This window comes from Pseudomonadota bacterium (assembly GCA_030860485.1).
Lineage (GTDB): Bacteria > Pseudomonadota > Gammaproteobacteria > JACCXJ01 > JACCXJ01 > JACCXJ01.
The window spans coordinates 1-23,809 of the sequence record JALZID010000047.1 but is presented as its reverse complement, the minus strand read 5'-3'; the positions used below and the strand labels follow the sequence as shown (position 1 = coordinate 23,809).

General features: G+C 65.4%; 22 protein-coding genes and 2 pseudogenes. 22 read left to right on the top strand and 2 right to left on the bottom strand.

The window, feature by feature from the left end:
* Positions 1–201: 201 nt before the first annotated feature.
* Positions 202–546: a DUF488 family protein gene (locus M3461_02675; GenBank protein ID MDQ3773345.1), complete on the bottom strand. Its 345-nt coding sequence runs from the start codon at positions 544–546 to the stop codon at positions 202–204.
* A gap of 25 nt (positions 547–571) precedes the next feature.
* Positions 572–1,129, bottom strand: a complete 558-nt coding sequence (locus tag M3461_02670; protein ID MDQ3773344.1) for a TorF family putative porin — start codon at positions 1,127–1,129, stop codon at positions 572–574.
* A 283-nt stretch (positions 1,130–1,412) separates the two neighbouring features.
* Here M3461_02670 and M3461_02665 point away from each other — a divergent pair, with 283 nt between their 5' ends.
* From M3461_02665 to M3461_02560, 22 genes and pseudogenes are all read left to right on the top strand, one after another.
* Entirely contained in the window at positions 1,413–1,955 is a 543-nt protein-coding gene (locus M3461_02665; protein ID MDQ3773343.1) for an Ig-like domain-containing protein, read from the top strand.
* A gap of 343 nt (positions 1,956–2,298) precedes the next feature.
* Positions 2,299–3,096, top strand: a complete 798-nt coding sequence (locus M3461_02660) for a cadherin-like domain-containing protein (protein MDQ3773342.1) — start codon at positions 2,299–2,301, stop codon at positions 3,094–3,096.
* Positions 3,093–4,208: a hypothetical protein gene (locus tag M3461_02655; protein ID MDQ3773341.1), complete on the top strand. Its 1,116-nt coding sequence runs from the start codon at positions 3,093–3,095 to the stop codon at positions 4,206–4,208. The genes M3461_02660 and M3461_02655 overlap by 4 nt, the downstream gene beginning before the upstream one ends.
* Positions 4,099–4,488, top strand: a complete 390-nt coding sequence (locus M3461_02650; protein MDQ3773340.1) for a cadherin-like domain-containing protein — start codon at positions 4,099–4,101, stop codon at positions 4,486–4,488. The genes M3461_02655 and M3461_02650 overlap by 110 nt, the downstream gene beginning before the upstream one ends.
* Positions 4,382–4,978 (top strand): annotated as a pseudogene (locus tag M3461_02645) (Ig-like domain-containing protein). The gene M3461_02650 and the pseudogene M3461_02645 overlap by 107 nt, the downstream one beginning before the upstream one ends.
* Positions 4,979–5,099: 121 nt before the next feature.
* Positions 5,100–5,789, top strand: a complete 690-nt coding sequence (locus M3461_02640) for a cadherin-like domain-containing protein (GenBank protein MDQ3773339.1) — start codon at positions 5,100–5,102, stop codon at positions 5,787–5,789.
* The gene (locus tag M3461_02635; GenBank protein MDQ3773338.1) at positions 5,758–6,366 is read left to right on the top strand and encodes a hypothetical protein; all 609 of its coding nucleotides are present in this window, start codon (positions 5,758–5,760) and stop codon (positions 6,364–6,366) included. Before M3461_02640 ends, M3461_02635 begins: the two co-directional genes overlap by 32 nt.
* Complete coding sequence (locus M3461_02630; GenBank protein MDQ3773337.1) at positions 6,263–7,543, top strand: hypothetical protein; 1,281 nt, start codon at positions 6,263–6,265, stop codon at positions 7,541–7,543. Before M3461_02635 ends, M3461_02630 begins: the two co-directional genes overlap by 104 nt.
* A gap of 212 nt (positions 7,544–7,755) precedes the next feature.
* A pseudogene (locus M3461_02625) lies at positions 7,756–7,863 on the top strand (phage tail protein).
* A 241-nt stretch (positions 7,864–8,104) separates the two neighbouring features.
* Entirely contained in the window at positions 8,105–8,521 is a 417-nt protein-coding gene (locus M3461_02620) for a RidA family protein (GenBank protein MDQ3773336.1), read from the top strand.
* A gap of 134 nt (positions 8,522–8,655) precedes the next feature.
* Positions 8,656–10,692: an ATP-dependent DNA helicase RecG gene (gene recG / locus M3461_02615; protein MDQ3773335.1), complete on the top strand. Its 2,037-nt coding sequence runs from the start codon at positions 8,656–8,658 to the stop codon at positions 10,690–10,692.
* Positions 10,693–10,778: 86 nt separating this feature from the next.
* Positions 10,779–11,639 (top strand): 4-hydroxybenzoate octaprenyltransferase, encoded by an 861-nt coding sequence (ubiA, locus tag M3461_02610; protein ID MDQ3773334.1) that lies wholly within the window; start codon positions 10,779–10,781, stop codon positions 11,637–11,639.
* A gap of 188 nt (positions 11,640–11,827) precedes the next feature.
* Complete coding sequence (ampD, locus tag M3461_02605; GenBank protein ID MDQ3773333.1) at positions 11,828–12,352, top strand: 1,6-anhydro-N-acetylmuramyl-L-alanine amidase AmpD; 525 nt, start codon at positions 11,828–11,830, stop codon at positions 12,350–12,352.
* Between the two features lie 22 nt (positions 12,353–12,374).
* A complete protein-coding gene (gene ampE / locus M3461_02600) occupies positions 12,375–13,235 on the top strand; it encodes a regulatory signaling modulator protein AmpE (GenBank protein ID MDQ3773332.1) in 861 nt (286 codons plus the stop codon).
* 318 nt (positions 13,236–13,553) lie between these two features.
* Positions 13,554–13,835: a DUF4242 domain-containing protein gene (locus M3461_02595; protein MDQ3773331.1), complete on the top strand. Its 282-nt coding sequence runs from the start codon at positions 13,554–13,556 to the stop codon at positions 13,833–13,835.
* Positions 13,836–13,866: 31 nt separating this feature from the next.
* Positions 13,867–15,171, top strand: a complete 1,305-nt coding sequence (locus tag M3461_02590) for an acetyl-CoA C-acetyltransferase (GenBank protein MDQ3773330.1) — start codon at positions 13,867–13,869, stop codon at positions 15,169–15,171.
* Positions 15,172–15,207: 36 nt separating this feature from the next.
* Positions 15,208–17,277, top strand: coding sequence for a 3-hydroxyacyl-CoA dehydrogenase NAD-binding domain-containing protein (locus M3461_02585; GenBank protein MDQ3773329.1), 2,070 nt, complete (start codon positions 15,208–15,210; stop codon positions 17,275–17,277).
* 68 nt (positions 17,278–17,345) lie between these two features.
* A complete protein-coding gene (locus M3461_02580) occupies positions 17,346–19,088 on the top strand; it encodes a DUF885 domain-containing protein (protein ID MDQ3773328.1) in 1,743 nt (580 codons plus the stop codon).
* A 243-nt stretch (positions 19,089–19,331) separates the two neighbouring features.
* Positions 19,332–21,326, top strand: coding sequence for a type I restriction-modification system subunit M (locus M3461_02575; protein MDQ3773327.1), 1,995 nt, complete (start codon positions 19,332–19,334; stop codon positions 21,324–21,326).
* Positions 21,327–21,328: 2 nt separating this feature from the next.
* Positions 21,329–22,027: a transposase gene (locus M3461_02570; protein MDQ3773326.1), complete on the top strand. Its 699-nt coding sequence runs from the start codon at positions 21,329–21,331 to the stop codon at positions 22,025–22,027.
* On the top strand, positions 22,024–23,457 hold the full coding sequence (locus tag M3461_02565; protein MDQ3773325.1) for a restriction endonuclease subunit S: 1,434 nt from the start codon (positions 22,024–22,026) through the stop codon (positions 23,455–23,457). The genes M3461_02570 and M3461_02565 overlap by 4 nt, the downstream gene beginning before the upstream one ends.
* 64 nt (positions 23,458–23,521) lie before the next feature.
* Entirely contained in the window at positions 23,522–23,707 is a 186-nt protein-coding gene (locus M3461_02560; protein ID MDQ3773324.1) for a hypothetical protein, read from the top strand.
* Positions 23,708–23,809 lie beyond the last annotated feature (102 nt).

The following is a 23,809-nucleotide window of genomic DNA, read 5'->3' as shown; positions in this document are numbered from 1 at the left end:
CTGACAAGACACTTGGTCTACACTACAGCCAGTTCGAAACTCGACCCCGAGTGTTTATGCGCCTTCCCGAAGGGTAAACCTCGAAAACTCGGCATTTCCTAAGGTGGGTTGAGAAAGATGGGCTAGCTCTCGCCGTCCCCACGATCTACTTCGTTGTCCGGCCGGCGACGCAACGTGCAGACGGTCAGATCAAGCCGCGGGTCAGCCTTTTTGAAGGAACCGCTTCAAGACAAGGGCGCTATTGTGCTCCTCGTCTCGCGTCGCGTAAATCAGGGTGATCTTACCTGCTGTGGCTTTGCGCTTGAGCAGCTTGATCAGATCGTTGTTGTCCTTGAGCTCCCTTTGGTAACGTCGGCGGAATTCATCCCACTTATCCGGATCATGTCCGAACCACCGCCTCAGTTCCGTGCTCGGCGCCACATCCTTCAGCCACAGATCTATCCTGGCCCGTAGCTTGGGCAGGCCGCGCGGCCAAAGCCGCTCGACAAGGATGCGCTCGCCGTCATCCTTGGCGGGTTCGTCATAGGCCCGTTTCAGCTTGATCATCCCGGTATAGCCTGAGGCGGAGGTCTCAGATCCCACCCGCAATCTCGACGTCGACTTCGAGATCAGCGAGGTCCACCGCATCGACGGTCTGGCAGCCCACGTGAAAGGCGAGAGCAAACCCGTAGGGCAGTGACATCCCGACGGCTCCATCCGCGTAGACGGCTTTGCCCGCCTCCAGATAGAAATCGGGCGAATAATGCACGCTCGCCGAGACCCTGGGCATGAGCGGCAGCCCCGCGAATTCATGGCTCAGACCTAGCTTGGGCTCGACATAATCCTTCTCGGGCTCCAGATCGTCCCCCGGGTAGTAGTACACGGCACCGAGGTCCCAAGCGATCCTGGCGGTCACAAATTCGCCCCGCAAGCCACCGAACCACCGGATCTCGATCTCCCCGTCCGACGTCATGGTATTGACGCTGGAGGCCCAGGTGCCGAGATAGACGCCCCACGGTTCGTAGCCATACTCCAAACTCCCCTGTATCGCCAGATGATTGTCGGTCTGCGAGATCCGCGCGAAACACGCCGGCAGGGCGATGCCCTTGCCGACCTTGTGCGGCGAATCGTCCGATCCATAAGCTGGCACAATCCACGCTAGAGCCACTAGTTAGAGCGACATACGCGTCAATGGACCGCCTCCCATGATTGATGTCATTCCAACACGACCCACTTGAATTAGTTTACCCGGTGTGCGCACAACTAGCGAACGAGCCGCCCGATCGGACGCGCAAGGGCGGAACCCGCGGCCGCCGATGTGCGCCCTCCGATACACAAGCAGGCGGAACACCGCCACCCAAGCGCAGCGCCAGGCGAGCGCTAGCTCATCCAGGACCCTGACCATGCGCTCCAAGCGATATCCACTTACTCTGATGCCGTACTGGGTTCTGGCTATTGCGATGGGTATGGCCAGCCAGGCCGCCTCCGCGGCACGCTGTGACGTCGATGCCGACCGCGACATCGACCGCATTGACATCGTTTCGATCCGTCAGGCGGTCGGATCCCCCGCGAGCGGGGGAAACGATCCGCGCGATGGCGACGGCGACGGCCGTATCCTGCGCAACGACGAGCTCTTGTGCGCGCTGCGATGCACGCTGCCACTTTGTGAGCTCGTATCCGGTGACGGCCACGCCAATCGTCGGCCCCTGGCCCAGCACGATTCTGCCCGAACGGCCGAGAACACGTCGGTCCGCATCAACGTGATCGCGAACGACCGCGACCCCGATGGCCGCTTGGTGGCCAAGAGCATCAAGATCGTCACGCGGCCCAAACATGGCCGGGTGCGAAATCACAGGAACGGCATCGTGACCTATACCCCGGCTTCCGGGTTCACGGGACGGGATCGGTTTCGATACCGCGTCCGAGATTCCGAGATAATGATCACGCGAGGTCACGAGCGGCCCGGGTCAGGATAATCGTGGAGCGGGGTAACCATCCCCCACTGGCCGATGCCGGTTCAGATACGAACACTACGACGGCTCTGCCGGTGACGCTGAATGGGTCCGGTTCTTCCGATCCCGACGGCGATGCGCTGACCTTCCTGTGGCGCTTCCTGTCGGTCCCGCCGCCGAGCACCGTCACCGACGCCTCGCTCGCGAACGGGAATACCGCCGCCCCACGCTTCACGCCCGATGTCGATGGCGCCTATGAGCCGAAGCCGATCTCTCGGGCGCGACCACCGCAGCACCGAGCTTCATCCCCGATGTGGAAGGGTTTTACTTGCTGCGCTTGGACGTGTCCGATGGCGATCTCATGGATATGGACCAGGTGCAGGTCAAGGCCAATGTCGCTCCGGTGGCCGTGGACGACGCCTTCGCAGTGGCCGAGGACACCAGCTTGAACGAGCCCGCGCCAGGCGTCCTGGGCAACGACAGCGACGGCACCAGCGATCCGCTCACCGCCGTGTTGAATACCGATGTCAGCAACGGCACGCTCACCCTGAACCCCAACGGGTCCTTTACGTACACGCCGGACACCAATTTCGAGGGCACCGACAGTTTCACCTACCGGGCGAACGACGGCACCGTCAACTCGACCAACCTGGCCACGGTGACCATCACGGTCAGTGCGGTCGACGATCCGCCGGTGGCGGTCAACGATGTGGCCACGGTGAACGAAGACGCGCTCGCCACGACCATCGCCGTCTTGGCCAACGACACCGACCTCGACGGGGGCGCGAAAACGATCACGGCGGTCCAGAACCACTCGGCCAACGGTGGCACGGTGCTGATCACCAACGGCGGCGCGGACTTGACGTATCAGCCGGCGGCCGATTACTGCAACGACCCGCCCGCCACCACGCCGGACACCTTCACCTACACCCTGAGCCCCGGCGGCTCGACCGCCACGGTCAGCGTCACCGTGAATTGCGTCGATGATCCGCCGATGGCGGCCAACGATGCGGTCACGATAAACGAGGACGCATCCGCCACGACCATCGCCGTCTTGGCCAACGACACCGACCTCGACGGAGGCGCGAATACGATCACGGCGGTGCAGAACCCCTCGGCCAACGGCGGCACGGTGCTGATCACCCAACGGGCGGCGCGGACTTGACGTATCAGCCGGCGGCCGATTACTGCAATGCCCCGCCCGGCACCACGCCTGACACTTTCACCTATACCCTGAGCCCCGGCGGCTCGATCGCCACGGTCAGCGTCACGGTGAGCTGTGTCAACGACGCACCCGTCATCGCCAACCTTGCCGGCGATACCCTGGCCTATACCCAGGGCGATCCGGCCACCCCGATCGATCAGGGCGGTGACGCCGCCGCAGCCGATGTCGATTCGCCCGATTTCGATACCGGCACCCTCACCGTGTCGCTCCCCGGCGGCCTCGTCACTGCGGAAGATGAGATCGGTATCCGCAACCAGGGTACGGGTGTCAACCAGATCGGGGTCACCGGCACCGATGTCACGTTCAACCCCGGCAGCGGTGCCGTCATCATCGGCAGCTTCAGCGGCGGTGGCGCCGGTGGCGGCAACCTCGTCGTCACGTTCAATGCCAGCGCCGGGGCCATAGCGGTAAGCGCGCTGCTCCGTAACATCACTTATCTGAACAGCAATGCCACCGCCCCCACGGCCGCCAACCGCACCGTGCGCTTCGTGCTCAGCGACGGCGATGGCGGCACCAGCCTCGGCTCCGACGCCACTATCACTATCGCCCTCAATACCGCGCCGGAGCTGACCGCGGGCGGCGCGAGCCCCACCTTCACCGAGGACGGCGCGCCGATCGTGCTCGACGGCGCCCTGACCGTCGCCGACGCGAACGACACCAACCTGGAGTCCGCCACGGTACGGATCACCGCAGGGTTCCAGACCGGGCAGGACGTGTTGGGCTTCGTTGACGCGCCCCCCATCACCGGGTCGTTCGATCCCTTGACGGGCATACTGTCCTTGACCGGCTCTGCCACGCTAGCCAACTATCAGACGGCGCTGCACAACGTGACCTACGAGAACACCTCGCAGAACCCGAACACGGCGGCCCGCAGCGTCGCCTTCGTGGCCAACGACGGTTCGGCCAACAGCAACACCATCACAAAGACCGTGACGGTCCTCAGTGTCAACGACGCGCCGTTTTACGGCGAGCAACCCGCCGACGATACTGGAAGACGCCGGGGCCCAGACGGTCGTAAGCTGGGCGACGTTCAATCCAGGGCCGCCCGATGAGTCGGGCCAGGCCGTGGTCGGTTACACCGTAAGCAATATTTCCAACGGGGCATTGTTCAGCGTGGCCCCGGTAGTGGCGGCGAACGGCACCCTGACCTACACCCCCGCGGCCAATGTCAACGGTGTCTCGACCTTTGATGTGGTCGTGCAAGACGACGGCGGCACCGCCAACGGTGGGGTCGATACCTCGGCGCCCCAGAGCTTCACTATCCACTATCACCGTAGATGCGGTGAACGACGCGCCCTCGTTCACCAAGGGCACGGATCAGACGGTGAATGAAGACGCCGGCCCGCAAACCGTAAATCCCTGGGCAACCGCCATCGACGATGGCGAGCCGGAGTCAACCCAGGCGTTGACCTTCAACATCATGGGCAACACCAACCCGAGCCTCTTCTCGGCCGGGCCTTCGGTCTCGCCGACCGGCGCATTGACCTATACCCCAGCGGCCAACGCCTCGGGCACGGCGAACCTCGCCCTCACCTTGTCCGATGACGGCGGCACCGACAACGGCGGCGACGACACCTCGGACTCACAGACCTTCACGATCACCGTGAACGCCGTGAACGACGCGCCGGCCTTCAGCGCCGGGCCAAACCAGTCCGTGGACGAAGACTCGGGGGCACAGTCCGTGAGTTGGGCCTCGGGGATCTCCCCGGGACCAACGGATGAATCCGGCCAGACCGTGAGCTTCAGCGTCACCGGCAACACCAACCCGAGCCTGTTCTCGGCGCCCCCGGCGATCTCGTCGAGCGGGGTTTTGACCTATACCCCGGCCGCCAACGCCTTCGGCAGCGCGACCATCACACTGATCCTCTCCGATAACGGCGGACACCGCCAACGGTGGGGTCGACACCTCGGCGCCCCAGAGCTTCACGATCACCATAAACGCCGTGAACGACGCGCCTTCCTTCACCGCCGGCCCGAACCAGAGCGTCCTCGAAGACGCCGGGCCACAGGTCGTGAGCCCGTGGGCCACCGCGATCTCGCCGGGACCGGCCAACGAATCCGGCCAGACGGTGACCTTCAACATCACCAATAACAGCAACCCGGGCCTCTTCTCGGCGGGTCCCGCGGTGTCTTCGGGAGGCGTGCTCACCTTCACCCCGGCGCTGAACGCCAATGGCAACGCCAGCATCATGCTGGTCATCCAGGACAGCGGCGGCACCGGGAACGGCGGGGTGAATACCTCCGGCCCGCAGGGCTTCAGCATCACCGTCACGCCGGTCAACGACGCGCCCCAGGTCACGCCACCCGCGGCCTATCCGGCCCATGCCCACATCGGCATCACCATCCCCGATGGCGCGAGCGATCTCTTCGACGGGTCCACCATCACCGATGTCGATGGGCGCGGGTGCGACACCCTTCAGCCTAACCGCGACAGGGCCCATCGCCTCGGCCAACGGCGGCAGTGTCACGATCGCGGCCAACGGCAGCTTCAGCTACAACCCGCCGGCCGGCTTTACAGGCGCGAACGACACCTTCACCTACCAGATCTGCGACAGCGGCGTGCCCGGAAGCGCCTGCACCAACGCCACGGCCACCGTCGCCGTGAGCGGACCGCGGGTGTGGTTCGTCAATAACGGCGGCGCGGCGGGTGATGGGCGGCTGTCCTCGCCCTTCAACACCTTGGCGGCGGCGGACACCGCCGCCATCGCCAACGGTGACCGCACCTTCGTGTTCACCAGTGCGAGCACCTACACGGGCGGCTTTGGTTTGCTCATCAACCAGCGCCTGATCGGTCAAGGGGTGGTCGATACCAACTTCGACACCGCGCTCGGCATCACCCCGCCCGCGACGAGCGTGGCACGGCCTGGGATCAACGGCACACGCCCGACCATCAACGGTACGATCACCCTCGCCACCGGCGGCACCGCGCGCGGCTTCAACGTCAACAACACGAGCGCCGCCGGCGTGAGCGGTAGCGGGGCCACGGGCCTCACCGTCAACCAGGTGAGCGTCACGACGACGACCGGCACGGCCGTGAACCTCTTAAACTCGGGGCGGCACGGTCAGTTTCACCTCGGTCTCGGCCAACGGCGCGGCCAACGGCATCGTGCTGAACACCACCACCGGCAGCTTCACCGTCACCGGCACGGGCACCGCCGGCTCGGGCGGGACGATTCAAAATTCGACGGGCAACGGCATCACGCTCAATAATGTCCAGAACGTCAGTTTCAGCCGCATGAACATTCAGAGTAGCGGCGGCCACGGCATTAACGGCGCGACCGTCAACGGCTTCCGGCTCGACAACTGCCTCATCGAGGACAATGGTAACAACCCGTTTGAAACGGGCGTCGACATCAGCAACTTGACCGGGACGGCCTTCGGCGGCGCGAACCAGACCAGCATTACCAACACAACCATCAGGAATAATTTCGCGTTCCAGCTCCAGATCACGAATACCACGGGCACGCTCACCGATCTGCAGATGTCAGGCAACACCATATCGAGCACCGGCGCTTCGGGGACTATTGCAAACCTCTTCAATTTCCTTGGCGCGGGCGGGAGCACAGGCAGCCTGACGCTGAACCTCACGAGCGGAACCTTCACGGGGAACGCCCCTGCAACCGCTACGGGCGTCCAGTGCGACCATTCCGGGACCAGCGGGACGTTGACCTGCAACATCTCGGGCGCCACCTTCACCAACAACAACGTCGGCCCGCAGGCTTCGGTCGCCGGCGGTGCCCAGGTGGTCTTCGACTTCAACGGCAACACGGTCACCGGGAATCGCTCCCACGGCATCAACGTCTTCGCCGACGCGAACCCGCCCTTCACGAAGTCAATCACCGGACGTATCCAGAACAACACGGTCGGGACACTCGGCACGGCAGGTTCAGGCTCAAGCCTCGGCTTCCCGATCCGAGTGCAGAACGAAGGCCGAATCCCCGTGATGCTCGCGATCACGGGGAATACCGTCCAGGAGTCGACGAGCTTTACGGGCATTAACGTCAACGTGGGCATCACCCTTGTGGCTGGGAGTGCGGCGACAAACGCCACGATAACCGGGAATACGGTCAGGGAAATCGACAGCGGGCGCGCGATCGCCGTCCAGCAGAACGACCACCTCCCAGCGGATGGCAACGCCGGCACCGTGTGTGCGGACATCGGCTCAAACACGTTCTCGAACGTGGCCGGACAGGCCGGAGATGGCACGCAGATCCGCCTCAGGCGCAGCGAGAGCAGCGTCACAAAGGTCTTCAACGTACGCCAGGCGACGCCGACCGCTGCCGCCATTGCCAACGAGCTAGACGACGCCAACGGCTTTAACAATCCGCTCCTCGTGAGCATCGGTGGCATGCCCACCTTCAACGCCGGGGCATGCGCGCAGCCGTGACCGACCGTCGAATTCCACTACGGATAGGTACAACCCCTGCCCCACACTACCCGGGGGCAGGGGTAGAATTCGGAAGATAGTAGAGAAAATGCAATCGGGTAAGGAGGCGTCTATGACAGAACCGTTTTTATCAGAGATCCGCATCATGAGCTTTGAGTTGGGCCCCAACAGTATCAGACCACAACAACCACGAATCTCGTGAGCATGAACTCAGCGCCTTGTCCCCCGGTGGCGGCGATGCGCCTCACAACAACCTGCAGCCGTACCTGACCTTCTACTTCGGCATCGCGCTTCAGGAGGTGTTTCCGCCGAGATCGTAGGACAGCGCTCGGGGACCATCGAGACTACTACTCGATACCTGCCGTTTCGTATAGTGAGGCGGCAAGGAGGCTTCGTCGTAACGGCGCACGTAACTTGGATGCGAAGCATGTAGGAGAGGCGCAGACACGCCGTGCGCGAGTACATTCGGGTACGCCCCGCCTCGACGAGGCGGCGCTGTGCCCGCGCCGGATGAGCGGTTATCCTAGTCGCTCATCGACTTCAACCTGTTGGGTACACCCAATGTCCATTCCCCCAATGTCCGATCCCACGCTGGCTCGCAGCGTCGTTTCGACCGCTCTGGCCCCAAAGGCCATCGGCACCTATTCCCAGGCCGTGCGGGCGGGGGATACGGTGTACCTGTCGGGACAGATCCCGCTCGACCCGGCGACCATGGATCTGGTGCCGGGCGACATCCGGGCCCAGATCGCGCGGGTCTTCGACAATCTCGAGGCGGTGGCCGAGGCCGCGGAGGGCAGGCTCTCCGAGGTCGTGAAGCTCAACGTCTACCTGACCGATCTGACCCACTTCCCGATCGTGAACGAGGTAATGGCGGGGTATTTCAGCGAGCCCTACCCGGCGCGTGCGGCCGTGGGTGTCGCGGCCCTGCCGCGCGGCGCCGCGGTCGAGATAGACGCGGTCATGGTCCTCGGTCGCTAGCCTGGGGCGTTCCAGCACTTCTCGACCAGCACTTCTCGATAATGGAGACGGCGCTGCGGCGCCCCGATGTGCCCGAGCCGACCTCACAGCTTAACGAGGCAGCGGGCCTGGAGGCGCCGGTCACGCACTTGGAGATGGTCGGGCCGGCGACCGCCGAGCGCTTGAAAAAGCTCGGGATCCTGCGGGTGCAGGACCTCCTCGGGCATTTGCCGATCCGCTACGAGGACCGCACACGCATCACCGCCCTCCGCGATCTGCGTCTCGGCCAGTGGGCCCAGGTGGAGGGGCAGGTGGAATATGCCGAGCAAGGCCGCGGCCGGCGACGCGCGCTCGTCGTGGGGCTGCGGGACCCGAGCGGGGCCATCCAGCTGCGCTTCTTCCATTTCAGCCCGGCACAGGCGGCGCGCCTGGCTCGGGGGCCGCGCCTGCGCTGTTTCGGCGGGGTGAGTCAGGGCCCCTATCAGTTCGAGATGGTTCATCCCGAGTGTGTGTTCCTGCGGGCGGGCTCGGAACCGCCGCTCGACGATTGTTTGAGCCCGGTCTATCCGACCACCGAAGGCCTGAGCCAAAGGGTGCTGCGGCAACTGGTGCAGCACGCGTTCGGCCTCTTGGCCGCCGCGCAGGATCTCCCCCCGGAGGTCCTGGATCGATGGCGGCTGCCGGGGTTTGCCGAGGCCGTCACCGCCTTGCACCGGCCGCCGCCCGAGGCGACCCTGGACGCGCTGGGGCTTAGCACCCACCCCGCGCGGCGACGGCTGGCCTTCGAGGAGCTCTTGGCGCACCACTTGAGCCTGCGGCGCGTGCGCGGCGAGATCCGGGCACAAACGACCGCGGCACTGCTCGCAGAGGGCGGGCTCAAGGCGCGCTTCCTGTCCACTCTGCCCTTCACCCTCACGGCCGCCCAGGTGCGGGTGGTCGCGGAGATCGAGGCCGATCTCGCCAAGACCGCCCCGATGCTCCGGCTACTGCAAGGCGACGTGGGCTCGGGCAAGACCGTGGTCGCGGCCTGCGCGGCGCTCCGGGCCATCGAGGCCGGATCCCAGGCCGCGGTGATGGCGCCCACCGAGTTGCTCGCCGAGCAACACCTGCGCGGCTTTCGAGGCTGGTTCGAAGCGCTCGGCATCGAGGTCGGGTGGCTGGGGAGCCGGCTCACGAAGTCCGAGCGGCGCGCGGTGCTCTCAGGCATTGCAGAGGGCACGCTACACCTCGCCGTGGGGACCCACGCGCTGTTTCAGGACGACGTGAGGTTTCAAAGGCTCGGCCTCGCCGTCATCGACGAGCAGCATCGCTTCGGGGTACAGCAGCGGCTGGCGCTGCGCGACAAAGGCCGGGACGAAGGGGCCGGTATCGTACCCCACCAGTTGATCATGACGGCGACGCCTATTCCCCGCACGCTCGCCATGACCGCCTACGCCGATCTCGACGTCTCGCTCATCGACGAGCTGCCCCCCGGCCGCCAGCCGGTGACCACCGTGGTGGTGCCCGATGCGCGCCGCGCGGAGGTGATCGGGCGCATCGCCCATGCCTGTGGCGAAGGCCGGCAAGTATATTGGGTGTGTACGCTCATCGAGGGATCCGAGGCCCTGGCGTGTCAGGCGGCGACCGACACCGCGGCGGCACTCGCCGCCGATCTGCCGGGTGTGAGGGTGGGGCTGGTCCATGGGCGCATGAAGGCCGAGGAACGCGACCGGGTCATGGGGGAGTTCCGGGGGGGCTCGCTCGACCTCCTGGTCGCCACCACGGTGATCGAGGTGGGCGTCGATGTGCCCGACGCGAGCCTCATGATCATCGAGAACGCGGAGCGCCTCGGGCTCGCCCAGCTCCACCAGTTGCGCGGCCGGGTAGGACGCGGCACCCGCCACAGCGACTGCGTGCTCCTCTATCACGCGCCGCTCTCGGAGCTGGCGCGGGAGCGCCTGTCCGCGATCCGCGGGACGCAGGACGGTTTCGAGATCGCCCGCCGGGACCTGGAGCTGCGCGGCCCAGGGGAGCTATTGGGGACGCGCCAGGCCGGACTGCACCGCCTCAAGGTCGCCGATCTCGGGCGCGACGGCGATCTCCTCACCGCCGTCGAGGCCGCTGGCCGGGTGCTCTTGCGCCGTCACCCCGAGTGCGTCGATGCCATCACCCGGCGCTGGCTCGGCGACGCGCTACATTACGGCTCGGTGTGATCCAGAAGCGCCACAGCCTCGATCGACCGCGCGCGCGGCTCGCGGTCCTCGTGGATCGGATCGCGAGGCACCCGTACCTACCGGTGATCCGCGAGCGGGCGGGGCAGTACGCACGCCTCATGCGGCTCGACCGGCCCATCGGGATCTTCCTGCTCCTTTGGCCAACCTTGTGGGCGCTCTGGATCGCGGGCGCGGGTCGGCCGGATCCCTGGGTGGTCGTGGTGTTCGTCCTGGGCGTGGTCTTGATGCGCTCGGCGGGCTGCGTGATCAACGACTATGCAGACCGCGGTTTCGATCCGCACGTGGCGCGCACCCGGGATCGACCCATCGCCGCCGGCCGAGTCGGCCCGCGCGAGGCGTTGTACGTGTTCATCGCGCTCGTGACCCTGGCCTATCTCCTGGTCTTGACGATGAACGCCCTGACCATCCTCCTGGCCTTCGGCGGCGCATTGCTCGCGGCGACCTACCCGTTCAGCAAGCGCTACACCTATCTGCCCCAGGTCCACCTCGGGATGGCCTTCGGGTGGGCGGTGCCCATGGCCTTCGCGGCGGAGACCCAGGGCACGCCGCGGATCGCGTGGCTGCTCTACATCGCCACCGTGCTATGGGCCGTGGTCTACGACACCATGTACGCCATGGCCGACCGCGACGACGATATCCGCGCCGGTGTGAAGTCCACCGCGATCCTCTTCGACGAAGCCGATCGCCTGATCATCGGGATCGTCCAGGCCCTCATGCTGGCCGTCCTCTTCGTCGTCGGTTTCCAGGCCCGGCTGGGCCTCGCCTACCACCTGGGTCTGGCGGTGGCGGCCGGCCTGTGCGTCTATCATCAATATCTCATCCGCGGGCGGGACGGGGAAGCGTGCCTGCGCGCCTTCCGCCGGAGCCACTGGCTGGGGGCCGCGGTGTTCGCGGGGATCTGGGCCGATTTTCTCCTGCGGCGGTGACGCGACGAGCGAGCGACCCCCGACCGCCGTGCTAGAATGGCCGGAGTGGATGGCGGCGGGTTCATTTGGCCCACGCCGGGACAGGGGTGGAGGCGCAGGCCTTGATTCGGGCGCACCGACGAGGGCCCGGACGTGCTGAGGGGGGGGCCTCGTGGCGCCTCGATCCGGTCTGCGGCTGGCTCGAAGGCGTGCGGCGGGTCCCATCGCCCAACTGTGACGAGCGGCCACCGGAGACCGACATCGATCTCGTGGTGGTGCACGGCATCAGCCTGCCGCCCCGGGTCTATGGGGGGGAGTACATCGACCGGCTGTTTACGAACACGCTCGACCCGGCTGCCCACCCGGATTTCAGGCCCGTCGCCGGGCTGCAGGTCTCCGCCCACCTCCTCATCCGGCGCGACGGCGGCCTGACCCAGTACGTGCCCTTGCACCTCAGGGCCTGGCATGCGGGTGCATCCCGGTTCGAGGACCGGACTGGTTGCAATGACTTTTCCATTGGTATTGAATTGGAAGGCTGGGACCGAGATCCCTACGAACACGTTCAATACCAAGTACTTGCCGAGCTCATCGGAACGCTCTCGGCACATTGGCCGGGCATCCGGCCCGAGCGGGTGGTCGGACATAGCGATATCGCCCCGGGACGCAAGACCGACCCGGGGCCGGCGTTCGAGTGGCGGAGGCTGAGAACATTGCTGTCCGTCTACATGAGTTGAGAATGGCGGAGGAGGCATAACAATGAGACTCTTGATAGTGTTGATAACTACGGCGGCGGACAAGCTTCTGGGGGAATCCTTGCGGAAGTTCAAGGCCCTCAGGCGACTCGATTGGTACCACGGCCTGGTGGGCATGATCGAGCAGAAGCTCGGTAGCGTGGAGGTCTTCAAGGGCCCGGTCGGGGTGGCGGCGATGCTGGCCTTGCCGCTCCTCGTGTTCTGGTTGCTCCTATCCGTGATCGGTGGCTGGCACGGCATCCTGTGGTTTCTCCTCACGATCGTGATCCTGCTCTATTGCCTGGGGCCCGACGACCTGGATGACCAGGTAAGGGCGCTCATCGCCGCGCTCCGCGGGGGCAACGATGTCGAGGCCACCCGCCTCGCGCAGGCCCTCGGGCGTTCGGCACAGCCGGTCCCGGCCGAGACCCGCGGCCCCACGGTAGTCGAGTCGATCCTGACCGAATTCCAGGAGCGAGTCTTCGGCGTACTGCTCTGGTTCCTGATCCTGGGGCCGATCGGGGCGGTGCTGTTCCGGTTCTCGGCGGAGTTGCGCCGCTACGCCGTGCAGGCCTCGTCAGGCCTGCGGGACTGGGCCGGCCGAGTCTACAACGTGCTGGCCTGGCTCCCGTCCCGCATCGTCGCGCTGGGTTATGCGCTGTCCGGCAACCTCACGGGCGCCTTCGAGCGCTGGCGGGTGCTCGACACCCTCACCCTGGAGCAGAACGAGACCGCGCTCCGCCAGAGCGGTACCGGTGCCCTTCAGCTCGGCTCCGATGTCGGCGAGGTAGAGCGCATCACTGCCGCGCAGGGGCTCGTGACGCGGACGCTCCTCCTGTTGCTCGCGATCCTGACGGTCCTGTACGTGATCGCCTGGATCACCTAGCGCTTGCACCGTTCCGTTCCGGGGCGCGGGTCTCGAAGGACCTCGCCGCGGCGGAACGGCAGCCCGCCGGTCGGAGCTTGTGAAAAAATCGTCGCGAGCGAATTGAGGTCGCGTTCCGCCGGAGCGCAGGAACCGGAGTGTATATTGAAATACATGAGGATTCCGAGCACCGCCGGAACGCGAGATCCCGATGCGCAGCAGATTTTTTCACAAGCTCTCAGTGGGGCATCCCGTGCGGAGAAGGGCCCACCCCCGCCCATTCCGTCTCAGCGGAGAATGTGGGGCATCATCGAACACCAAAATTGATGGAGGGGCACCATGCCCAGGTTCGTCATCGAACGTAACATCCCCGGGGCCGGCAAGCTCGGCCCCGATGCGTTGCAGCGCGTCTCCGAGAATTCCTGCAGCGTGCTCCAGGAGATGGGTCCCCAGAACCAGTGGGTCCATAGCTACGTGACCGACGACAAAATCTATTGCGTCTACCTCGCGCCGAGCGCCGATCTCATCCGCAAGCATGCCCAGGCGGGCGGTTTTCCCGCGGATCAGATCAGCGAGGGCCGCGCCGTGATCGACCCGACCACGGGGGACGCGGCCCGGTAGCGAGACTAAGAAGATAACGGAGGGATAGACCATGACACACTCCAAAGCACAGCTCGGCGGCCGCCCCGTGTTCGTCGTGGACGGCGCCCGCACCCCGTTCCTCAAGGCCCGTGGCAAGCCCGGACCCTTCACTGCCTCCGATCTCGCCATGAACGCCGCGCGTCCACTCTTGGCGCGCCAGCCGTTTGCGGGGTCGGACCTCGACGAGGTCATCCTGGGTTGCATCATGCCCGGCCCCGACGAGGCCAACATCGCGCGCGTCGTGGCGCTGCGGCTCGGCTGTGGCAACGCGACGCCGGCCTGGACGGTCCAGCGCAACTGCGGCTCGGGGATGCAGGCCCTGGACTCTGCCGTGCGCGACATCGCGCTCGGCCAGGCCGATCTGGTGCTCGCCGGCGGCACCGAGGCCATGAGCCATGCGCCGGTGTTGTTCGGGCCGGCGATGGTGGCCTGGCTCGGGCAGTGGACGGGGGCCAAGGGCTTCGGCGGCCGTATGCAGGCCCTGAGCAAGTTCCGGCCGGCCCTGCTCACCCCCGTGATCGGCCTCCTGCGTGGCCTGACCGATCCCATCGTCGGACTGTCCATGGGTCAGACCGCCGAGGTCCTGGCGCATCGCTTCGGGATCACGCGCACCGCGATGGACAGCTATGCCGTTGACAGCCACCGGCGCCTCGCCGCCGCGTACAGCGAAGGCCGGCTCGCGGAGGTCGAGGTGATGTTTGACTGGCAGGGCAAGGTCTATGACAAGGACGAGGGCCTGCGGCCGGACAGCAGCGTGGAACAGCTCGCCAAGTTGTCCCCGGTGTTCGACCGGCCCTACGGTAAGGTCACGGCCGGCAACAGCGCCCAGGTGACCGACGGGGCCGCCTGCCTCATCGTAGCGAGCGAAGAGGCGGTGCAGGCGCATGGCCTGAAGGTCATGGGACGCATCGTGGACAGCGAGTGGGCGGGCCTGGACCCGAGCCAGATGGGTCTCGGTCCGGTACACGCCGTAGCACCGCTCCTCCACCGCCACGGGCTCGACCTCGATCAGATCGCTTACTGGGAGATCAACGAAGCCTTCGCCGCCCAGGTCCTGGCCTGCCTCGCGGCCTTGGTGGACGAGGGTTATTGCCGCACCGAGCTCGGTCTTTCGAAAGCGGTCGGCGAGATCCCGCGCGAGCGGCTCAACGTCGATGGCGGCGGGGTGAGCCTCGGCCACCCGGTCGGCACGAGCGGCGCCCGCATCGTCCTGCACCTCCTGCACGTGCTCAAGGCGCAGAACGCCCAGCTCGGCGTCGCCGCGCTTTGCATCGGCGGGGGCCAGGGCGGGGCGATGCTCGTGGAACGCGCTTAGCGACGCACGCCAGGGCGACCAACGGGAGACCACGCCATGCCAGAAGAACAACTGCCGGAACATCTAAGAAAAAGGGGGCCCTACCAACATTGGCGGATAGAGCGCGATGATGCCGGCATCGCCTGGCTGTACCTCGACCAGGCCGGATCGGGGACCAATGTCCTGTCTTCGGAGGTCCTGAAAGAGTTGGGGGCGGTCCTCGACGAGCTGACGGCGCGCCCGCCGGCGGGTCTCATCCTACTCTCGAACAAGGCGAGCGGCTTCATCGCCGGGGCGGATGTCCGGGAGATCGCGTCCATCACGGACACGAAGGCGGCGCTGGCGCTGGTCCAGCTCGGGCATGCGACCTTCGATCGCATCGAGGCCCTGTCGTTCCCAACGGTCGCGGCCATCAAGGGCTTTTGCCTCGGCGGGGGGATGGAGCTAGCGCTCGCGCTACGCTATCGGGTGGCGGTGGACGACCCCGGCACCCGTCTCGGGTTGCCCGAGGTCCTGCTCGGCATCCATCCCGGCTTCGGCGGCACCATGCGCAGCATCCGCCTCATCGGGGCCCCCGCGGCCATGGACCTCATGCTGAGCGGGCGCACGGTGGACGCGCGCGCCGCCGAGCGCTTGGGGCTCGTGGATCGCGCGGTGCCGGAGCGCCACTTCCGTGCCGCGGCCCTGGCCCATGCCACCCGGCCCCCGCCCCGCCACCGGCCGGGCGTCCTGGCGCGCGTGGCAGCGATGAAACCGCTGCGCCCGCTGCTCGGGGCCTACCTGCGCCGAGAGGTCCGGAAGCGCGCCCCGGCCGCACACTACCCGGCGCCCTATGCCCTCATCGATCTCTTCGAGCGTTACGGCGGTGACGAGCGCCGCATGCTCGCCGAGGAGGCGCAGTCCATCGCGAGGCTCGCGACCGGGAGTACGGCGCGCAACCTGGTGCGCGTGTTCTTCCTGCAGGAGCGTCTGAAGTCCCTGGGCCGCGGGGAAACCGGGGCCAACCCCCGCCTACACGTCATCGGTGCCGGGGTCATGGGCGGGGACATCGCCGCCTGGTGCGCTTTGCGCGGGCTGCAGGTGACCCTGCAAGACCGCGCCCCCAAGTACATCGCCCCGGCGCTACGCCGCGCCAACGATCTCTATTCCAAGCGCATCCGCGATCGGCGGCAGCGGCAAGCCGCGCTCGACCGCCTGGTCCCCGATCCCCAGGGGCTCGGGATACCCAAGGCTGATGTCGTGATCGAGGCCATCATCGAGAACATCGAGGCCAAGCACGAGGTCTACCGTGCCGTCGAACCACGCTTGAAACCCGACGCCCTGCTCGCGACCAACACCTCCAGCATCCCGCTCGAGACCCTCGCGGAATGCCTGAAGCGGCCGGAGCGACTGGTAGGTCTACATTTCTTCAACCCGGTGGCGAAGATGCAGCTCGTCGAGATCATCTCGACGCCGTCGACCGACGGCGCCGTCCAAAGCCAGGCCGCAGGCTTCGCCCGCCGCATCGACCGCCTGCCGCTGCCCGTGCGCAGCGCCCCCGGATTTCTCGTCAACCGTATCCTCTTGCCCTATCTCATGGAGGCGATCACGATGCTCTCCGAGGGCCTGCCGGCGACGCGCATCGACCAGGCTGCCACGGACTTCGGGATGCCCATGGGCCCCATCGAGCTGGCCGACACGGTCGGTCTCGACGTGTGTCTCTCGGTCGGTGGGATCCTGGGGCGGCATTTCGGCAGCCCGGTGCCGGCGCGCCTGGAAGAGCTGGTCAAACAGGGGCACCTGGGTCGCAAGAGCGGGCAAGGGTTTTACAAGTATCGAAAGGGCAAGATCGAGCGGCCTGCGGTGCCCAAGGACCACGGCCCCAGCGACGACATCACCGACCGGCTGATCCTGCGCATGTTGAACGAGTGTGTCGCCTGCCTGCGCGAAGGGGTGGTCGAAGACGCCGATCTCGTGGACGCCGGCATGATCTTCGGGGCCGGCTTCGCGCCGTTTCGCGGCGGGCCCATGCACTATTTGAAGGAGCGCGGCCGGGATCGGGTCACGGAGAGGCTGTCCGATCTCGCGGCCCGCTTCGGTAGCGCCTATCGTCCGGACCCGGGCTTCGCGAACATCCCCCTCGAATAGCCCTGCTTGACACCCGCCGAAGCCCGACCCCCCTTCCTCGCCCCAGGCACCGGGCTCCGCTGCACGGCATGAAGACGACCCGCCGATTACTCGGCCTCGTCCTCGGCGTGCTCGTGCTCGCGGCCGCATGCGCCCACCGCCCGACCCCTGCTCCGGGCGGCACGATCCCAGGGCAGGCAACGGGCACAGGGCACCCGCAATGGGACCAGTTCGTGAGCGGGTTTCTCGACCAGTACTACAAGGACCATCCGAGCTATGCCGTACAGCTCGGCCGCCACGAGTTCGATGGCCGCCTGCCGGACTGGCGCGCCACGGCGCTCAAGGAGTTGGCCACCCGCCTGCGCGCCGCGCGTACCCAGGCCCTCACCTTCAACACCCTGAGCCCGAACGCGCGTTTCGAACGGGATTACCTGATCGCACACCTCGACCGCGAGCTCTTCTGGCTCGAAGAGGTGGGATGGCCCCACAAGAACCCGCTCTACTACAGCGATGCCCTGGACCCCAACGTCTATGTCGTTCGCCCTTACGCGCCGCTCGCCGATCGCTTGAAGGCCTACGTCGGCTATGCCGAGGCCATCCCGACCGCGGTCGCTCAGATCCGTCAGAACCTCGCGGGGCCATTGCCCAGGACCTATCTGGACCTCGGCGTGACGCTTTTCGGCGGGCTCGCGGACTATTATGAAAAGGCGGTGCCCGCGGCCTTCACGTCCGTGTCCGAAGCGCCGCTGCAAGTGCGCTTTCAGGCCGCCAACTCCCGCGCCGCGAGCGAAATGCGAGGCATCGTGGCCTGGCTCCACGGCAAGCGCCGCACGGCACCCGGCCGCTACGCCCTCGGGGCCGAGCGCTTCCGCGCGATGCTGCGGGCGACCGAAGGCGTGGACCTCCCGCTCGATCGACTGGAGGAGGCCGGCTGGGACGATATGGCGCGCAATCTCAGCGCGTTGCGGGCGGCCTGTGATCGTTATCTTCCGAGCCACGACCTCAAGGCCTGCGTCACCCGGATGCGCCTGGCCAAGCCCGCTGGCGGCCCGGTGGCCGAGGCCCGCCGCCAGCTCCCGGTGCTCAAGCGCTTCGTCGAGAGCCGCGGGCTCGTCAGCATCCCCGGCACCGAAGAGGCCGAGGTCGCGGAATCGCCTCCCTATCAGCGCTGGAACCCGGCCTACATCGCTATCCCCGGTCCCTTCGAGCACGGCCTGGCGTCGATCTATTACGTCGCCCCACCGGACCCGAAGTGGTCGCCCTTGGAACGCGCGGCCTATATCCGCGCCGAGGCCGATCTCGTGTTCATCTCGGCCCATGAGGTGTGGCCGGGGCATTTCCTGCAGCACCTGCATGCCCACCGCGCGCGCTCCCGGCTCGCCCAGGTGTTCGTCGGCTATGGCTTCAGCGAGGGCTGGGCCCACTACGCCGAGGAGCTCGTGTGGGAAGCGCGGTTCCGCTACGGCGATCCGGCAACCCATATCGGACAGTTGTTGAATGCGCTCCTCCGCAACGCGCGTTACCTGTCCGCCATCGGGTTGCACACCCAGGGCATGACGGTGGCGGAGTCCGACCGCATGTTCCGCGAGCTGGCGTTCCAGGACCCGGCGAACGCGCGACAGCAGGCGGCGCGCGGGACCTTCGATCCGGCCTATCTCAACTACACGCTCGGCAAGTTGATGATCCGGAAGCTCCGTGACGACTGGACGCGGCGGCACGGCGGCCGCTCCGCTTGGCGCACGTTCCACGACCAGCTCCTGTCCTTTGGCGCCCCCCCCATCCCTCTCGTGCGCCGAGAGATGCTCGGCCCTGCGGCCGGACCGGCGCTCTAAGTGTCGGTCATGCCAAATCGAAGTGACTCGCCACCCCGGCAAGGATTGCCGGGGTCCAGGGTCAGGACAGCACCTACGTCCATGTGCTCTGGATTCCGAGCAATCCATGCCGGAATGATGTGCCTGTTTGAATCATCTTGACTGATTACTTGTAGTGGGTCGCATCGGCCAGCGAGGCGACCGCCGACTGGCAATACGACGGATCGAACATCGGCATAGGTCCGCCCCGGCCATACAGGATCCATGGAACCATCGCAACTCAACTGGATCGCCAACTTCCTCTGGGGCATCGCGGACGACGTGCTGCGCGATCTCTACGTGCGTGGAAAATATCGCGACGTGATCCTTCCGATGACGGTGCTGCGCCGTCTCGACGTCGTGCTCGAGCCGACCAAGCAGGCCGTGCTCGAAATGAAGGCGTCGCTCGACAAGGCCGGCATCGTTCACCAAGACCAGGCGCTGCGGCAGGCGGCGGGACAAGCCTTTCACAACACGTCGAAGTTCACTCTCCGTGACCTTAAAAATCGCGCCAGCCAGCAGCAGCTAAAGGCCGACTTCGAGGCCTATCTCGACGGCTTCTCGCCGAACGTCCAGGACATCCTCGACAACTTCGAGTTTCGCAATCAGATCCCGCGGCTCTCGAAGGCCGATGCGCTCGGCACGCTGATCGCGAGGTTCCTTTCGCCCGAGATCAACCTAAGCCCCAACCCCGTATTAAACGGCGACGGCTCCATGAAGCATCCGGGCCTCGACAACCATGCGATGGGCACGATCTTCGAGGAGCTGGTGCGCCGCTTTAACGAGGAGAACAACGAGGAGGCGGGCGAGCACTGGACGCCGCGGGATGCGGTGAAGCTCATGGCGAGGCTGATCCTGTTGCCCATCGCCGACGGCCTCGAATCCGGCACGTACCTGCTTTACGACGGCGCCTGCGGCACCGGTGGCATGCTGACCGTCGCCGAAGAGACGCTGCAGCGGCTCGCCAAACAGCACGGCAAAGTGGTATCCACGCACCTCTACGGGCAGGAGATCAACGCCGAGACCTATGCCATCTGTAAAGCCGACCTATTGCTCAAAGGCGGGGGCGACGCGGCGGACAACATCGTCGGCGGGCCGGAGCACTCGACGCTCGCCAACGACGCCTTTCCCTCGCGGGAGTTCGATTTCATGCTGTCGAATCCGCCCTACGGCAAGAGCTGGAAGAGCGATCTCGAACGCATGGGCGGAAAAGGCGGGATCAAGGACCGCCGCTTCGTGATCGAGCACGCCGGAGATGCGGAGTATTCGCTCCTCACCCGTTCGAGCGACGGCCAGATGCTGTTCCTGGCCAACATGCTGTCGAAGATGAAGGCAGGCACCAAGCTCGGCAGTCGCCTCGCCGAGGTGCACAACGGCTCGTCGCTCTTCACCGGCGATGCCGGCCAGGGCGAGAGCAACATCCGCCGCTGGATCATCGAGAACGATTGGCTCGAAGCCATCGTCGCCCTGCCCCTCAACATGTTCTACAACACCGGGATCGCCACCTACATCTGGGTGCTCACCAACCGCAAACCCGCACACCGCCGCGGCAAGGTGCAGTTGATCGACGGCACGCAGTGGTTTAAGCCCCTGCGAAAAAACCTCGGCAAGAAGAACTGCGAGCTGTCCGAGGAGGACATCCGGCGGATCTGCGACACCTTCCTAGCCTTCAAGGAGACCGAGCGGTCCAAGATCTTTCCGAACGCCGCCTTCGGATATTGGAAAGTGACCGTCGAGCGGCCGTTGCGGCTCAAGGGCATCGAGCCCGATCGCGCTTACACTCCGAAGGAGATCAAGGCACTCAAGGAGACCGCAAAGCGCGCGGAGGATGCCCCGCCCGTCATCAAGAAGATCCACAAGCGTGGCACCGGACCCGATCCGCTGCGCGGCCTGTTCGCGAATCCGATCGTAGGGGCAGACCCTCGTGGCCGTTCTGTCGTCGAATACGAGCCCGATCCCGAGCTGCGCGACACCGAGCAGGTGCCGCTGCTGGAAGACGGCGGCATCGAGGCCTTCCTCCGCCGCGAAGTCCTGCCGCACGCGCCTGATGCCTGGTACGTCCCGGACAGCGTCAAGACCGGTTACGAGATCAGCTTCACCCGCTATTTCTACAAGCCGCAGCCGCTGCGCACGATCGAGGAGATCCGCGCCGATATTCTCGCGATCGAGAAGGAAACCGAGGGGCTGCTCGGCGAGATCATCGGAGGAGGCGGGCGATAACGGTGCTCTTCGACCCTGAACGCCAGCATCGGCGCTCGATACGTCTGCGGGGATACGACTACACACAGGCGGGAGCGTATTTCGTGACCATGGTTATCCAAGATCGTAGCTGCCTGTTCGGGGGGGTGGTGGACGGCCACATGCGGTTGAACGAGGCCGGGCGGATGGTAGCCGCCGAATGGGATGCATTGTGCACCCGGTTCATCAACATCGATCTGGATGCATTCGTCGTGATGCCAAATCACATCCACGGCATCATCGTCATCACCGACGCCCAATCGGGGGCAACCACACGGGTTGCCCCTACGCCCGTTCCCGTGACAACGACGCGGGACCGCGCCGTGGGCCATATCGTCGGGGCATTCAAATCGTTGACAACCGTTGCCTATGCGCGCGGGGTCACAACGCAGGGATGGTCACCGTTTCGCGGGCGATTGTGGCAGCGCAATTATTTCGAACACATCGTTCGCAACGAGGAAGTCTTTTACCGCATCAGGCAATACATCGCGGACAACCCCGCCCGCGGGACAGACGACCCTGAAAACCCGCAGGGAATCGTAGGGGCGGTCTCGTGTGGCCGCCCTAACGCAGAACACTTGTTTCGCCGTCCCGGTGCGAATTCACATTCCGGCGATCCCGGGCATTCCCATGGCGAAGGGCACCCACGAGGGGTGCCCCTACAAGGGGATGAATCACCATGATCGACGGCCTCAAGCCCTATCCCACCTACAAGGACTCTGGCGTGCCGTGGCTGGGGGAGGTGCCGGGGCATTGGGAGGTGCTACCCCATCGCGCGCTCTTCAACGAGGTCAAAGACTGCGATCACCCGGACGAACAGATGCTCTCCGTTACAATTACCCGAGGCGTGATCAAACAGGGTGCTCTGCTCGCGGGCAGCTCCAAGAAGGACAGCTCGAAACTAGACAAGTCCGCCTACAAGCTCGTGTGCCCGGGCGACATCACCTACAACAAGATGCGGGCGTGGCAGGGAGCAGTCGGCGTGTCAGACTTTCGTGGCATCGTCAGTCCCGCCTATATCGTTGTCCGACTTCACGGCGAGCACAATCCTCGTTACTTCCATCATATATTTCGGACGCCGAGCTTCGCGAAGGAGGCCGAGCGATGGTCATACGGCATCACATCCGACATGTGGAGCCTGCGACCTGAGCACTTCAAGATGATCTACGGGTGCTTGCCACCGCTTCCCGAACAATCCGCCATCGTCCGCTTCCTCGACCAAGCCGACCGGCGTATCCGGCGCTACATCCACGCCAAGCAGAAGCTGATCAAGCTGCTGGAGGAGCAGAAGGAGGCCATCATCCATCGCGCCGTGACCCGCGGCTTCGACCCCAACGTCCGCCTCAAGCCCTCGGGCGTGGAGTGGCTGGGGGATGTGCCGGAGCATTGGGAGGTGGTGCGCTTTAAGCGCCGGATCGGTTTCCAAGAAGGACCGGGGATCATGGCGGCAGACTTCCGCGATGAAGGAGTCCCGTTGCTTCGGATCTCATGCGTGCGTTGGGAGTTCGCGTCTCTGGAGGGGTGCAACTTCCTAGACCCTGAGATGGTCCGGCGTCGCTGGAGTCACTTTGCTGTACGCGCTGGCGATTACCTACTAAGCGCGAGTGCGAGTACTGGAAGTGTTTGTCTTGCGACGGACGTCGTGGTTAATGCGATCCCTTACACAGGGATCTTGCGCCTCTGGACAATGACTAAGGAAGCGTTCATGCCCTTCGTTCGGCTCTACATGGGTTGTCGGCCGTTCCAACAGCAAATCGACGCCGCGAAATCGGGTGTTGGGATCGAACACTTCGGTCCGACTCACCTCAAGCGAATGTTCATTACCCTTCCGCCGCCCAAAGAACAGCAGGGAATAGTTGCGGCCGTCGCTGATAAAATAGCTCCATTTGCGGCCGCCATCCAGCGCGCCCACCGCGAAATCTCCCTCCTCCGCGAATACCGCACCCGCCTGATCGCCGATGTGGTAACCGGCAAGCTAGACGTGCGCGAGGCGGCGGTGCGCTTGCCGGACGAGGTCGATGATCCAGAGCCGCTGCAGGACACCGACACGCTCTTGGAGGGCGACAACGACACCGATGAGGCCGACCTCGACGCCGTACGCGCCGAGGCATGAGCTATACGGCCTTGAGCCTTTGGGCTATTGTTCGATGGACGGCTACAGACCGGAGGGGCGCTCGATGACGATCAGCAATACGGAGTTCGACGCGCTGATGAACGATAGCAGCAAGCGGATCGCGGCCGATATCGTTTGGGAGGATGACGAGGATCATTCCCCATGCTGGGAGTTTCGCGCGGAGGTGCAATCCACCAGCGGCTGGCCGCTGTTCGTGCGCGGCACTTATTCTATTGTGCTTTCAAGATGAGACTAAATATGGCACAGTGGTTGGATGGCGAGACCACGACGAATCGACGAAGAACTGGTGGCGAAAGCTCGGCAAGTTGTCGCCCACACCACCGAGGTGGAA